Origin of the sequence: Marinobacter lipolyticus (assembly GCF_018424605.1) — a bacterium.
GTDB lineage: Bacteria > Pseudomonadota > Gammaproteobacteria > Pseudomonadales > Oleiphilaceae > Marinobacter > Marinobacter lipolyticus_B.
Window position 1 is genome coordinate 53,832 of the sequence record NZ_QTKT01000010.1, and the last position, 13,584, is coordinate 67,415.

General features: G+C 58.1%; 8 protein-coding genes and 4 tRNA genes. 11 read left to right on the forward strand and 1 reads right to left on the reverse strand.

Annotation, left to right across the window (positions count from 1 at the left end):
• Positions 1 to 108: 108 nt before the first annotated feature.
• The 3 genes from DYI22_RS13715 (at position 109) to DYI22_RS13725 (ending at position 5,444) form a co-directional block, all read left to right on the forward strand.
• Entirely contained in the window at positions 109 to 1,788 is a 1,680-nt protein-coding gene (locus DYI22_RS13715; RefSeq protein WP_213478659.1) for a glutamine--tRNA ligase/YqeY domain fusion protein, read from the forward strand.
• The gene (gene cysS / locus DYI22_RS13720) at positions 1,785 to 3,167 is read left to right on the forward strand and encodes a cysteine--tRNA ligase (RefSeq protein ID WP_213478660.1); all 1,383 of its coding nucleotides are present in this window, start codon (positions 1,785 to 1,787) and stop codon (positions 3,165 to 3,167) included. Before DYI22_RS13715 ends, cysS begins: the two co-directional genes overlap by 4 nt.
• A 96-nt stretch (positions 3,168 to 3,263) precedes the next feature.
• A complete protein-coding gene (locus DYI22_RS13725) occupies positions 3,264 to 5,444 on the forward strand; it encodes a malate synthase G (RefSeq protein ID WP_213478661.1) in 2,181 nt (726 codons plus the stop codon).
• Between the two features lie 47 nt (positions 5,445 to 5,491).
• On the opposite strand, the gene folD is transcribed toward DYI22_RS13725, so the two are convergent.
• The gene (gene folD / locus DYI22_RS13730; protein WP_213478662.1) at positions 5,492 to 6,349 is read right to left on the reverse strand and encodes a bifunctional methylenetetrahydrofolate dehydrogenase/methenyltetrahydrofolate cyclohydrolase FolD; all 858 of its coding nucleotides are present in this window, start codon (positions 6,347 to 6,349) and stop codon (positions 5,492 to 5,494) included.
• 230 nt (positions 6,350 to 6,579) lie between these two features.
• Between folD and DYI22_RS13735 the strand changes: the two genes are divergently transcribed.
• From DYI22_RS13735 to lon, 8 genes are all read left to right on the forward strand, one after another.
• Positions 6,580 to 6,656, forward strand: a tRNA-Pro gene (locus DYI22_RS13735).
• A gap of 32 nt (positions 6,657 to 6,688) precedes the next feature.
• Positions 6,689 to 6,765: transfer RNA gene (locus DYI22_RS13740), tRNA-Arg, on the forward strand.
• Between the two features lie 88 nt (positions 6,766 to 6,853).
• Positions 6,854 to 6,929 (forward strand) — tRNA-His (locus tag DYI22_RS13745).
• 76 nt (positions 6,930 to 7,005) lie between these two features.
• A tRNA-Leu gene (locus tag DYI22_RS13750) sits at positions 7,006 to 7,090 on the forward strand.
• Positions 7,091 to 7,327: 237 nt separating this feature from the next.
• Entirely contained in the window at positions 7,328 to 8,632 is a 1,305-nt protein-coding gene (gene tig / locus DYI22_RS13755) for a trigger factor (protein ID WP_213478663.1), read from the forward strand.
• A 168-nt stretch (positions 8,633 to 8,800) separates the two neighbouring features.
• Positions 8,801 to 9,436, forward strand: coding sequence for an ATP-dependent Clp endopeptidase proteolytic subunit ClpP (clpP, locus tag DYI22_RS13760; protein WP_213478664.1), 636 nt, complete (start codon positions 8,801 to 8,803; stop codon positions 9,434 to 9,436).
• A 76-nt stretch (positions 9,437 to 9,512) separates the two neighbouring features.
• Entirely contained in the window at positions 9,513 to 10,796 is a 1,284-nt protein-coding gene (gene clpX / locus DYI22_RS13765; RefSeq protein WP_213478665.1) for an ATP-dependent Clp protease ATP-binding subunit ClpX, read from the forward strand.
• A gap of 167 nt (positions 10,797 to 10,963) precedes the next feature.
• Positions 10,964 to 13,381, forward strand: coding sequence for an endopeptidase La (gene lon, locus DYI22_RS13770; RefSeq protein ID WP_213478666.1), 2,418 nt, complete (start codon positions 10,964 to 10,966; stop codon positions 13,379 to 13,381).
• The last annotated feature ends 203 nt before the right edge of the window (positions 13,382 to 13,584 follow it).

The window sequence follows — 13,584 nt, forward strand, 5'->3', positions numbered from 1 at the left end:
GTACGGGGCAACTATTGTACTGAAGAGTTTGTGCGTGTGCATGAGTTAGGGGTGGATTTATGAGTATAATACGCGGTTTCAGATCCACTCCCTTTTGACAGAGAACCTATGAGCGCCGAGTCAAAGAAAGCCCACAACTTTATCCAGAGCCTGATCGAGGACGCGATTGCCAAAGGCGAGCACAGCGGCCAGGTGGTGACCCGGTTCCCGCCGGAGCCAAACGGCTACCTGCACGTCGGCCACGCCAAGTCCATCTGCTTGAACTTCGGAATTGCGGAAACCTTCGCGGGTGAGTGCAACCTGCGATTCGATGACACCAATCCCGAGAAGGAATCCCAGGAGTACATCGACGCCATCAAGCAGGATGTGGAGTGGCTGGGCTACAGCTGGGCGGGGGAGGTGCGTTATGCCTCGGATTATTTCGACGCCATCTATACCTTTGCCGAGGAGCTGATCGAGAAGGGCAAGGCTTATGTGTGTGCGCTGACCGCGGATCAGATGGCAGAGTATCGCGGCTCACTGAAGGAGCCAGGCAAGAACAGCCCCTACCGGGACCGTCCGGTGGCGGAGAATCTTCAGCTGTTCCGTGACATGCGCGATGGCAAGTACCAGAACGGCGAACTGGTGCTGCGGGCAAAGATCGACATGGCGTCCCCCAACATCAACCTGCGGGATCCGATTCTTTACCGTATCCGCTACGCCGACCACCATCAGACCGGTGACAAGTGGTGCATCTATCCGATGTACGACTTTACGCATCCGATTTCCGACGCCCTGGAAGGTATTACCCATTCCCTGTGTACGCTGGAATTCGAGGACCATCGCCCGTTGTACGACTGGGTGCTGGAAAACATCTCCGGCCCCTGCCAGCCGCGGCAGATCGAATTCGCCAGGCTCAACCTGAATTACACCATTACCTCCAAGCGCAAGCTCAGGCGCCTGGTGGATGAAGGGTTCGTGGATGGCTGGAACGACCCCCGCATGCCAACCATTTCCGGGATGCGGCGCCGTGGCTATACTCCCGAATCCATCCGCACGTTCTGCGATATGGTCGGCGTCAACAAGGCTGGCGGAACGGTCGATGTGGGCATGCTCGAGCACGCCATCCGTGAGGATCTGAACACCCGCGCGCCCCGCGCTATGTGCGTGATGCGTCCGCTGAAAGTCACACTGATCAATTATCCGGCCGATCAGGCCGAGACCCTGGTGTTGCCGGTGCATCCGCAAAACCCGGGCATGGGTGAGCGGGAAGTGACCTGGAGTCAGACGCTGTTCATTGATCGCGAGGACTTCGTGGAAGAGCCGCCGCGCAAATGGAAGCGGCTGGCGCCGGATCAGGCCGTGCGTCTGCGTGGCGGTTACGTCATGACCTGTCGCGAGGTCATCCGCGACGACAGCGGTGACATCGTGGAGCTGAAGTGCGAATACGACCCGAATACCCTGGGCGTCAATCCGGGGGGCTACAAGCCCAATGGCGTCATCCACTGGGTCTCCGCGACCGACAGCGTTGAAGCGGACATCAACCAGTACGACCGCCTGTTCAACCACGAAGCTCCGGACAGCGACAAAGACGGCGACCTGGTGGACCATATCAATCCGGAGTCTCTGGTCGTGTTGACCGGTGCCCGAGTTGAGAAGGGGCTGGCCCAGCCGCGCACCGATCTGCCTTACCAATTTGAGCGGGAGGGCTATTTTTTCTGCGACCAGGAGCAGACGGCCGCCGCCGGTCGCCCGGTGTTCAACCGCACCGTCACACTTCGCGATTCCTGGGGTAAGGGGGGCAAGTGATCCGTATCTACAACACGCTCACGCAGCAAAAGGAAGAGTTCAGGCCCATTGAGCCGGGCAAGGTGCGCATGTACGTGTGTGGCATGACCGTCTACGACTACTGTCACCTGGGGCACGCCCGGGTGCTGGTGGCCTTCGATGTGATCACCCGGTACCTGCGTCATCGCGGTTTCGATGTGCATTACGTGCGCAACATTACCGATATCGACGACAAGATCCTGCGCCGGGCGGATGAGAACGGCGAGGTCTATACCGACCTGACCGACCGGATGATCCGCGCCATGCATGAGGATGAGGCCCGCCTCGGCGTGCTGTCGCCGACGGAAGAGCCGCGCGCCACCGCCTATATTGATGAGATCGTGGCGATGATTCACAAGCTGGTGGCCAGCGGACATGCCTATTCCGCGGACAACGGCGATGTCTATTTTGCGGTGGAATCGTTCGAGGGCTACGGCAAGCTCAGCAAGAAAAAGCTGGAAGACCTGGTGGCCGGCGCCCGTGTGGATGTGCAGGAAGCCAAGCGCAGCCCGGCGGATTTTGCCCTCTGGAAGGCCGCCAAGCCGGGCGAGGTGAGCTGGCCTTCGCCCTGGGGCGATGGCCGGCCGGGCTGGCACATCGAGTGCTCCGCCATGTCCAACTGTTGTCTCGGTGAAACCTTTGACATTCACGGTGGCGGGCCCGATTTGCTGTTCCCGCACCATGAAAACGAAATCGCCCAGTCCGAATGCGCCCATGGCCAGACCTTCGTGCACACCTGGATGCACGCCGGCGCCATTCGGGTGAACAAGGAAAAGATGTCCAAGTCCCTGGGCAACTTCTTTACCATCCGTGAGATTCTTGAAAAGTACCCGCCGGAGATCGTGCGGTATTTCCTGGTTTCCAGCCATTACCGCAGTCAGGTGGATTACTCGGAAGAGAGCCTGGCGGAGGCGGGTCGTACGCTGACCAGACTTTACCATGCCCTGCGAGGGGTGATCCCGGCCAAGAATGTGGCGGAAACGGAGCACGACAGGCGCTTCGAGGAGGTCATGGACGATGACTTCAACACCGCTGGCGCCATTGCAGTACTTCACGCCGTGGCCAATGACATCAATCAGCATCGTCGTGACGGCAGAGAAGACGAGGCGAAAGAGGCCGCCGCGGTACTGGTGCGCCTCGGCGGCGTGCTGGGCCTGCTGCAGCAGGACCCGGAAGCCTTCTTTCAGGCGGACACTGGCGGCGAGCTGACGGCCGAGGATATCGAGGCCATGATCCAGGCCCGGGCAGAAGCCCGCAAGGCGAAAAACTTCGCCGAAGGTGACCGTATCCGTGACGAACTGGCGGGAAAAGGCATTATTCTTGACGATTCCCGTGAAGGAACAACCTGGCGCCGGGGCTGACCTGGTACGGATTTTCACGTACAATCCGGCGCTCGAATTGGAACAACTCCCGGTGTCAGCGGGAGTCGGGAAATTAACCCACTGAGGCAGACAACGATGACAGAACGCGTACAAGTCGGCGGCATTCAGGTCGCGAAGAATCTGTATGATTTCGTGAACAACGAAGCGATTCCGGGAACCGGCGTTGATGCAGAGAAATTCTGGGCTGAATTCGACAAGATCGTGAACGAGCTGGCGCCGCGTAACCGCGAACTGCTGGCCAAGCGCGATGTTATTCAGGAAAAGATGGACAGCTGGAACCGAGACCACAAGGGCCAGAAGCTGGACATGGCGGAATATAAAGCCTTCCTGAAAGACATCGGTTATCTGGTGGACGAGCCGGGCGAGTTCAAGATCTCCACGTCAAACGTGGATCCGGAAGTGGCCACCATGGCCGGTCCGCAGCTGGTGGTCCCGATCATGAACGCGCGTTTTGCGCTGAACGCTGCCAACGCCCGTTGGGGTAGCCTGTATGACGCGCTTTACGGCACTGACGCCATCTCTGAAGAAGGTGGTGCAGATAAGGGTCGCGGTTACAACCCGGTGCGTGGTGCCAAGGTTATTGAGTGGGCCCGCAACCTGCTGGACAGCTCTGCACCGCTGGCATCCGGCAGTCACAAAGATGCCGCCAAGTATCTGGTTGATGGCGGCAAGCTGGTGGTCAAGCTGCAGAACGGCGAAAGCACCGGCCTGAAAGACGAAGCCGGCTTTGTCGGTTACACCGGTGCCGCCGATGCGCCTACCGGCATTCTGCTGGTCAAGAATGGCATGCACTTTGAAATCCAGATCGATGCCAGCCATCCGATCGGAAAAGATGACGGCGCCAACGTTAAAGACGTGCTGATGGAATCTGCGCTGACCACCATCATGGACTGCGAAGATTCCGTTGCGGCTGTGGACGCCGACGACAAGGCTCTGGCGTATCGCAACTGGCTCGGCCTGATGAAGGGTGACCTGCAGGAAACCTTCGAGAAGGGTGGTGAGCAGCTGACCCGTAAGATGAATGCGGACCGCAGCTATACCGCGGCGAACGGCAGCGAGTTGAGCCTGAAGGGCCGCAGCCTGATGTTCATCCGTAACGTGGGTCACCTGATGACCAACCCGGCCGTTCTGCTGAGCGACGGCAACGAGATTCCGGAAGGCCTGATGGACGGGCTGATCACCTCACTGATCGCTATTCACGATCTGAAGGGCAACGGCAAGTTCCAGAACAGCACCACCGGTTCCATGTACATCGTGAAGCCGAAGATGCACGGTCCGGAAGAAGTCGCCTTCACCAATGAATTCTTCGGTCGTGTCGAAGATGCCCTTGGTCTGCCGCGCTTCACCCTGAAGGTGGGCATCATGGACGAAGAGCGTCGCACCACCGTTAACCTGAAGGCCTGTATCCACGCCGCCAAAGAGCGTGCCGTGTTCATCAACACCGGCTTCCTGGATCGGACCGGCGATGAAATCCACACGTCCATGGAGCTGGGTCCGTTCATTCGCAAAGGTGCGATGAAGCAGGCCACATGGATCAATGCCTACGAACAGTGGAACGTGGATATCGGTCTGGAGACCGGTTTCCGTGGTGTCGCGCAGATTGGTAAGGGTATGTGGGCAATGCCGGATCTGATGGCAGGCATGCTCGAAGCCAAGATCGGCCACCCGAAGGCCGGTGCAAATACGGCCTGGGTACCGTCCCCGACCGCTGCCACCCTGCACGCCAGCCATTACCACCAGGTCTCGGTGGCGGATATCCAGAAAGAGCTGGAAAGCCGCACCCGTGCGAATCTTGACGACATCCTGACCGTGCCGGTTATGGACGATCCTGCGTCCCTGTCCGCTGAGGACGTTCAGCAGGAGCTGGATAACAACGCCCAGGGTATCCTTGGTTACGTTGTACGCTGGATCGATCAGGGCGTGGGCTGCTCCAAGGTGCCTGACATCAATGATGTGGGCCTGATGGAAGACCGTGCCACCCTGCGGATTGCCTCTCAGTTGCTGGCAAACTGGCTGCATCATGGCATCTGTTCTGAGGAGCAGATCATGGAAACCATGAAGCGCATGGCGGCGGTGGTCGACAAGCAGAACGCCGGTGACGCGGCCTATCGCCCAATGGCCGGTAACTTCGATGACAGTGTTGCCTTCCAGGCCGCGCTGGATCTGGTTCTGAAAGGTCGCGAGCAGCCGAATGGCTACACCGAGCCGCTTCTGCACGCTTACCGTCTGAAGGCGAAGGCCAAGTACGGCCAGTAAGCTTCGGCAGTAAAGAAAAAGCCCCGCTCTTGAGCGGGGCTTTTTTGTTAGTCCTTGTGCAGCTCGTTGGCGGCGTACAGCGTGTTCTCCAGCAGCGTGGCGATGGTCATCGGGCCCACGCCACCGGGTACCGGTGTGATGTAGGCGGCGCGCTCCGCAGCGGCCTCGAAATCCACATCGCCGCGCAATTTGCCGTCTTCCATGCGGTTGATGCCCACGTCAATCACCGTGGCGCCGGGTTTCACCCATTCGCCTTTTACCAATCCAGGTTTGCCGGCGGCGGCAATGAGGATGTCGGCCTCGCCAACAAACTTCTCCAGGTTCGGGGTAAAGCGATGACAGACCGTGGTGGTGGCGCCTTTGAGTAACAGTTCCATGCTCATGGGGCGGCCCACAATGTTGGAGGCGCCCACAATCACCGCGTGCTGGCCCTTGTAGGGCGTATCAATACTGTCCAGCAGGGTGATCACGCCCGCCGGGGTGCAGGGGCGCAGCGCGGGCTTGCGCTGCATCAGGCGGCCGATGTTGTAGGGGTGGAAGCCGTCAACGTCCTTGTCGGGGCGAATCTTGACCAGAATCGGATCGGCGTCGAGGTGGGCGGGCAGGGGAAGCTGAACCAGGATGCCATCGACCGCCGGGTTCTCGTTCAGTTCTTCGATCAGTCCCTCCAGGGCCTCCTGTGAGGTGTCCTCGGGCAGATCGTACGACAGCGACAGGATGCCTGCTTCGTCGCAGGCTTTTCGTTTGTTGCCGACGTAGACCTGTGATGCGGCGTCATTTCCTACCAGCACCACTGCCAGTCCCGGGGCGCGCAGGCCCTGTTGGCGGCGGGCTTCCACGCCGTGGGCAACCTGCTGGCGTACCCGGGCAGCAATCTCTTTTCCGTTGATCAGTTTGGCGCTCATGTCTCTGTCTTGTCGGTTGGGCAAAAATGGAGGGCGGGCATTGTCTCACGCTTCGCTGATAACTCCAATTGGCGGTCGGCCGGAAGGGTGCCGCCGGGAACTATTCCCGCGGCTGGCGGTCTGTTGATCGTGTGTGGTTATGATCAATTTCCAAATCCGTGTTGACGGCAGGGGTCGGTGCCGGTAATATGCGCGCCAACTTTGCTGAGGCACTTGTTGTTCAGTTCAGACGGGGTATAGCGCAGTCTGGTAGCGCGCCTGCTTTGGGAGCAGGATGTCGGGAGTTCGAATCTCTCTACCCCGACCACTTTCTGAATATTCAGGTGGGCGAACGGTCAAGCGCCCGTAGCTCAGCTGGATAGAGCACCCGCCTTCTAAGCGGGTGGTCGCAGGTTCGAGTCCTGCCGGGCGCGCCATCAAGCCTTTGGTCTGGTCCGCACCGGACTCGCCAATCAGCAAAGTTGAGGTAAAAGAAGTGATTGCCGCAAGGCATGTCCCAATGTGGTGGACGTAGCTCAGTTGGTAGAGCTCAGGATTGTGACTCCTGCGGTCGAGGGTTCGAACCCCTTCGTCCACCCCACTTTTCTGATTTGATTCCGCATGTGACGAACTGTTTGAATGGCCTCGCAGCCGTTGATTATTCTTCATGCCGTTGTGCGCGAGTGGCGGAACTGGTAGACGCGCTGGATTTAGGTTCCAGTGGGGCAACCCGTGAGAGTTCGAGTCTCTCCTCGCGCACCACCCCCCCCCTTTCTTTTTGTCAATTCGTCCCCAAATGGTTTCCAGCGGTTAGTCGATGTGTGATCGGCCCGTATGTGGCTGCTGCAAGAGTGCACCTGTCAGGTGATTCTCTCGGCGGGGCAAACCGTGATAAACTACCGGCTTTTAAATTTCGGTCCTTCTGCGGGAAAACGCCCGGAGTTGGATTTTTAGGTTTAATTTCATTCACATACTGAACCTGTAATTTGAGGATCTTCCATGCAAGTGTCTGTTGAAACGACCTCCAACATCGAGCGTCGCATGACGATTGGTGTGCCCGCCCAGGAAATTGACCAGGCGGTCCAGAAGCGCCTGCAGGAAACTGCCCGCACTGTCCGTCTGAACGGCTTCCGTCCGGGTAAGGTACCCATGAGCGTGGTCAAGCGTCGTTTCGGTGCCAGTGTTCGCCAGGAAGTGGTGGGCGAGGTGATGCGTGACAGCTACATCAAGGCGCTGCAGGAGCAGGACATTAACCCGGCAGGCTGGCCCAAGCTGGAGCCGACGGTCATGGAAGAAGGCAAGGATCTCGAGTTTGTTGCCACCTTCGAAGTTCTGCCAGAAATTGAGCTGGGTGATCTGAGCAAGATTTCGGTAGAGAAACTGACCTCGGAAATTGCCGACAAGGACATCGACAACATGATCGATAACCTGCGTCGTCAGCAGGCCACCATGAAAGAGGTCAAGCGCAAGTCCAAGAACAAGGACGTGGTGACCATCGATTTCAAGGGCACCATCGACGGCGAGGAATTCGACGGCGGAGCCGCAGAGGGCCATCGCCTGACGCTGGGCTCCGGCCAGATGATTCCCGGTTTCGAGAAGGGCATCGTTGGCGGCAAGACCGGTGAAGAGCTGGAGATTGAAGTAACCTTCCCGGACGACTACCACAACGAAGATCTGGCGGGTAAGCCGGCCAAGTTCGCGATCACTATCCACAAAGTGGAAGAGCCGCAGCTGCCGGAACTGGATACCGAGTTCTTCAAGAAGTTCGGTATCGACGCCGAAGACGAAGCCACGTTCCGCGAGGAAGTGAAGAAGAACATGGAGCGCGAGCTCAAGCAGGCGGTGTCCAACAAGGTCAAGAACGACGTGGTTGATGGCCTGCTGGAAACCACTGAGGTGGATATTCCGGCCGCACTGGTTGACCAGGAAATCGATCGCCTGCGTCAGGACGCGGTACAGCGTTTTGGGGGGCAGGTGGATTTTCAGCAGCTGCCGAAGGAAATCTTCCAGGAGCAGGCTGAGCGTCGCGTGAAGACCGGCCTGCTGTTCCAGGAAGTGGTCAAGAAGAACGACCTGAAGGCCGATCCGGCGAAAGTTGACGAGAAGATCCAGGAGATCGCGTCAACGTATGAACAGCCAGAGGAAGTGGTCGCACACTTCAACAGCAACCCCGAGCAAAAGTCTCAGATCGAGTCGTCGGTGCTGGAAGATCAGGTTGTCGACTACGTGCTCGAGCAGGCGAAGGTCAAAGAGAAGAAGGTCAAGTACGAAGAAGCCGTGCAGGCTGGTCAGCCGCAGCGCTGATGACACCCGGGGCCTTAGATTGGTCCCGGTTGGCCGAAAAGGGAAAACAGCCGGCATGTCCGGCTGTTTTCATCTTGGCCCGGTGGTGGCAGAGTATAGGGTGTAGATCACTGATAACGCAGTGGCCTGAGGCCACGCCCCAATGTCCAAAAGGAGTTCAGGCGCATCATGACGCAAAAACCAATTGATGGTCCCGCAATGGTAACCAGTTCCGGCCTGGTTCCGATCGTTATTGAGCAAACCGCTCGTGGAGAGCGTTCCTTTGATATCTACTCCCGGTTGCTCAAGGAGCGGGTGATTTTCATGGTGGGTCCGGTCGAGGATCACATGGCGAACCTGATCGTGGCGCAGCTGCTGTTCCTGGAGTCCGAGAATCCGGACAAGGACATTCACCTCTACATCAACAGCCCGGGCGGCTCTGTCACTGCCGGTATGTCCATCTATGACACCATGCAGTTCATCAAGCCGGATGTGGCAACCCTGTGTGTGGGTCAGGCGGCCAGTATGGGCGCTTTCCTGCTCGCCGGCGGCGCCGCGGGCAAGCGGGCCTGTCTGCCGAACTCCCGTGTGATGATTCACCAGCCGCTGGGTGGCTATCAGGGGCAGGCGACGGATATTGAGATCCACACCCGTGAGATTCTCAAAATCCGTCATACCCTGAACTCCATCCTGGCGCATCACACCGGCCAGGATCTCGATACCATCGCGAAGGACACCGATCGCGATAACTTCATGGATCCTCAGCAGGCGAAAGACTATGGCCTGATTGATTCTATACTTGATAAGCGCGTACCGAATAAATAATACTGAAGGTAATCGCATCATCCTTGGCCGGCGTATTAGCCAGTAGCGCCGGCACACCAAGATCAGAGGTATTTCAATGGCAGATGAAAGAAACGGCAGGGGCGACGATAACGGCAAGTTGCTCTACTGCTCGTTTTGTGGAAAGAGCCAGCATGAAGTCCGTAAGCTCATTGCAGGGCCCTCGGTGTTCATCTGCGACGAGTGCGTCGACCTGTGCAACGACATTATCCGTGAAGAGATTCAGGAGAATGCCCAGGAAGAGGCCAGTGATCGTCTTCCGACTCCTGCTGAAATCCGCGATACGCTCGACGAATACGTTATCGGCCAGGATCGTGCGAAAGTCGTGCTTTCCGTTGCGGTCTACAATCACTACAAGCGCCTGCGCTACGGTGAGGGTAAGGCCGAGGTTGAGCTGGGCAAGAGCAACATTCTGCTGATCGGTCCGACGGGCAGCGGCAAGACGTTGCTGGCGGAGACACTGGCGCGCATGCTGAATGTGCCATTCACCATTGCCGATGCAACGACGCTGACGGAAGCCGGCTATGTGGGTGAGGACGTTGAAAACATCATCCAGAAGCTGCTGCAGAAGTGCGATTACGACGTCGACAAGGCCCAGCGCGGCATTGTGTACATCGACGAAATCGACAAGATTTCGCGCAAGTCTGACAACCCTTCAATTACCCGGGACGTGTCCGGTGAGGGCGTACAGCAGGCGCTGTTGAAGCTGATCGAGGGCACGGTTGCCTCAGTGCCGCCGCAGGGCGGCCGCAAGCATCCCCAGCAGGAATTCCTGCAGGTGGACACGGGCAACATGCTGTTCATCTGCGGTGGCGCTTTTGCCGGTCTGGACAAGGTCATCCAGGAGCGATCCGAGCGCAGCAGCATCGGCTTCTCGGCTTCGGTGAAAAGTCCGGACGACACCAAGAATACCGGCGACATCATCAAGGATGTCGAAACCGAGGATCTGGTGAAGTACGGTCTGATCCCTGAGTTTGTTGGTCGTCTGCCGGTGGTTGCCACACTGACGGAACTGGACGAAGAGGCGCTGGTACAGATTCTCACCGAGCCGAAGAACGCTCTGACCAAGCAGTATCAGAAGCTGTTCGACATGGAAGGTGTGGAGCTGGATTTCCGCGAGGACGCCCTGAGAGCCGTTGCTCGCAAGGCCATGGAGCGGAAAACCGGGGCCCGGGGTCTGCGATCCATCATGGAAGCGACCCTGCTCGACACCATGTACCAGATCCCGTCCGAGCATGACGTCACCAAGGTGGTCATAGACGAGAGCGTGATCAGCGGCGATTCCGAGCCGTTCAAGATTTACGCCAGCAGTGACCACGCCAAGGCAGTTCCAGAAGACTGATCCGGCCACCGGTTATCAGGATCTATGAAAAAGGGCGGCAACGCCCTTTTTTATTGTTCCGTAACCCGGCTTTCCCCGCCTGTGTCGTTTGGTAAAAAGATTGCAATTTTCGCGGTCGCCCCAATGATGGGTGATATGCTGAAAGAAACGTCGTCAGAGGATTCCTTATGACCCGGATACCCGAAGAGTCTGTGCAAGAATACCCGCTGCTTCCCCTGCGTGATGTGGTGGTGTTTCCGCACATGGTCGTCCCGTTGTTTGTGGGGCGCGAAAAATCCATCCAGGCACTGGAAGCCGCAATGGAGGGCAGCAAGGAAATCCTGCTGGTCGCGCAAAGGGACGCCTCGACCGATGAGCCCGGACCGGACGATGTGTTCGAGATGGGGACGCTGGCCACGGTGCTGCAGATGCTGCGGTTGCCCGACGGCACCGTGAAGGTGCTGGTCGAGGGGAATGCCCGTGCCAGCCTGAGCGGAATTGCCGAGGGCGAGTACCTGTCCGGCAAGGCCATGATGATTGACGAGGATGCCTTGCCCGACCGGGAATCGGATGTACTTGTCAAAACCCTGATGGATGAATTTGAAAAGTATGTGAAGCTCTCCAAGAAGGTGCCTTCGGAGGTCTCCAACGCGCTCACCGGCATCACCGATGTGGAACGTCTGGCGGATACCATGGCCGCGCACCTGGAAATGCGCATTCCGGAGAAGCAGGAACTGCTGGAAGCGCTGGATATCCGCAAGCGAGTGGATCTCCTGCTGGGTAAGCTGGATGGCGAAATCGACCTGATAGAGGTGGAGAAGCGCATCCGTGGCCGCGTGAAGAAGCAGATGGAGCGCAGCCAGCGCGAGTACTATCTGAACGAACAGATGAAGGCTATCCAGAAGGAAATGGGTAACCTCGGGGAAGGCAATAACGACTTCGAAGAGCTTGAACAAAAGCTGGAAGAGGCCGGTCTTCCCGAAGAGGCCCGCAAGAAAACCGAAGCGGAGCTGAACAAGCTGAAAATGATGTCGCCGATGTCGGCCGAGGCGACGGTAGTGCGTGGCTACATTGACTGGATGCTGGCGGTACCCTGGAAGAAGCGCAGCCGGGTGCGGCACGATATCGAGAAGGCCCGTGAGATCCTCGACAAGGACCACTATGGTCTGGACGAGGTCAAGAAGCGGATTCTGGAATACCTGGCGGTACAGAGCCGGGTGAAGAAAGTGAAGGGCCCGGTGCTGTGTCTGGTGGGTCCTCCCGGTGTTGGTAAAACATCGCTGGGGCAATCCATTGCCCGTGCAACCAACCGCAAATACACCCGTATGGCGCTGGGTGGCGTGCGTGACGAGGCGGAAATCCGCGGCCACCGCAAGACCTACATCGGCGCCTTGCCCGGGAAGCTGTTGCAGAAGCTGTCCAAGGTGGGCGTGAAAAACCCGCTGTTCCTGTTCGACGAAATCGACAAAATGGGGATGGATCATCGTGGCGATCCGGCCTCGGCGCTGCTCGAGGTGCTGGATCCGGAGCAGAACCATACCTTCAATGATCACTATCTGGAGGTGGATTACGACCTCTCGGATGTGATGTTCGTGTGCACCTCGAACTCGATGGATATTCCGTCGGCGCTGCTGGACCGGATGGAGATCATCCGGATCCCCGGTTATACCGAGGACGAAAAGGTCAACATCGCCCTGCGTTATCTGTTGCCAAAGCAGATCAAGGCCAACGGGCTGCGCAAGGACGAACTGACGATTCCCGAGCAGACCTTGCGGGATCTGATCCGTTATTACACCCGCGAGGCGGGCGTGCGGGGCCTGGAGCGGGAAATCGCCAAGATCTGCCGCAAGGTGGTGCGTGAGCACGTGGAAAGCGGCGACAAAGCCGCTGTAACGCTGGCGCCCGAGATGCTGGAAGACTATTCCGGCGTCAAGAAGTTCAAGTACGGACTGGCGGAAGAAACCAACGAGATCGGCCAGGTCACCGGTCTGGCCTGGACCCAGGTTGGCGGTGAGCTGCTCACCATTGAGTGTGCCCTCACCAAGGGCAAAGGTCGTGTGGTGAAAACCGGGTCACTCGGTGACGTCATGCAGGAGTCAATTCAGACCGCCCTGACGGTGGTTCGAAGCCGGGCACCGGGACTGGGAATCGCCGATGATTTCCATGAAAAGCACGATCTGCACGTGCACGTGCCCGAGGGTGCCACGCCAAAAGACGGCCCCAGCGCCGGTATCGGCATGTGTACCGCGCTGGTTTCTGCGCTGACCAAGATCCCGGTTCGAGCCGATGTGGCGATGACCGGCGAGATTACCCTGAGAGGTAAGGTGCTGCCCATCGGCGGCCTCAAGGAAAAGCTGCTGGCTGCTCACCGGGGTGGTATCAAGACGGTTATTATTCCGGACGAAAACGTTCGTGATCTCAAAGAGATACCGGATAATATCAAGGAATCACTGGAGATTGTTCCGGCGAAGTGGATTGATGAAGTGCTGGACGTGGCGCTGGCCTACTCGCCGGAACCGCGTACCGCCGACACGTCGTCAAAAACCGGTTCCGGAAAACCCAGAGATGATGATTCCGATGCTGCCGAACGCATAAATACACATTAAACCCTTGATGAGTTGTTGACACGCCAGAGAGCCCATTGGTATAACTGTTTCGCCGTGAAGCAGCCAATACCAAGGGCTCCCGCGCAGTAAGTGCCTATTCCGAACACCGGTTTACAACCGCAAGGAATAAAAAAACTGAAGAATGGAATTCTCTGACCGCTTATGCGATAGTCGAGAACGTCCGAGAAAAAACAATCCAACCT

Bases quoted from the DNA above. Each gene is read 5' to 3' on its own strand.
- DYI22_RS13715 (WP_213478659.1), top strand. From the start codon at position 109: ATGAGCGCCGAGTCAAAGAAAGCCCACAACTTTATCCAGAGCCTGATC.
- folD (WP_213478662.1), bottom strand. From the start codon at position 6,349: ATGAGCGCCAAACTGATCAACGGAAAAGAGATTGCTGCCCGGGTACGC.
- clpP (WP_213478664.1), top strand. From the start codon at position 8,801: ATGACGCAAAAACCAATTGATGGTCCCGCAATGGTAACCAGTTCCGGC.
- clpX (WP_213478665.1), top strand. From the start codon at position 9,513: ATGGCAGATGAAAGAAACGGCAGGGGCGACGATAACGGCAAGTTGCTC.
- tig (WP_213478663.1), top strand. From the start codon at position 7,328: ATGCAAGTGTCTGTTGAAACGACCTCCAACATCGAGCGTCGCATGACG.
- lon (WP_213478666.1), top strand. From the start codon at position 10,964: ATGACCCGGATACCCGAAGAGTCTGTGCAAGAATACCCGCTGCTTCCC.
- DYI22_RS13725 (WP_213478661.1), top strand. From the start codon at position 3,264: ATGACAGAACGCGTACAAGTCGGCGGCATTCAGGTCGCGAAGAATCTG.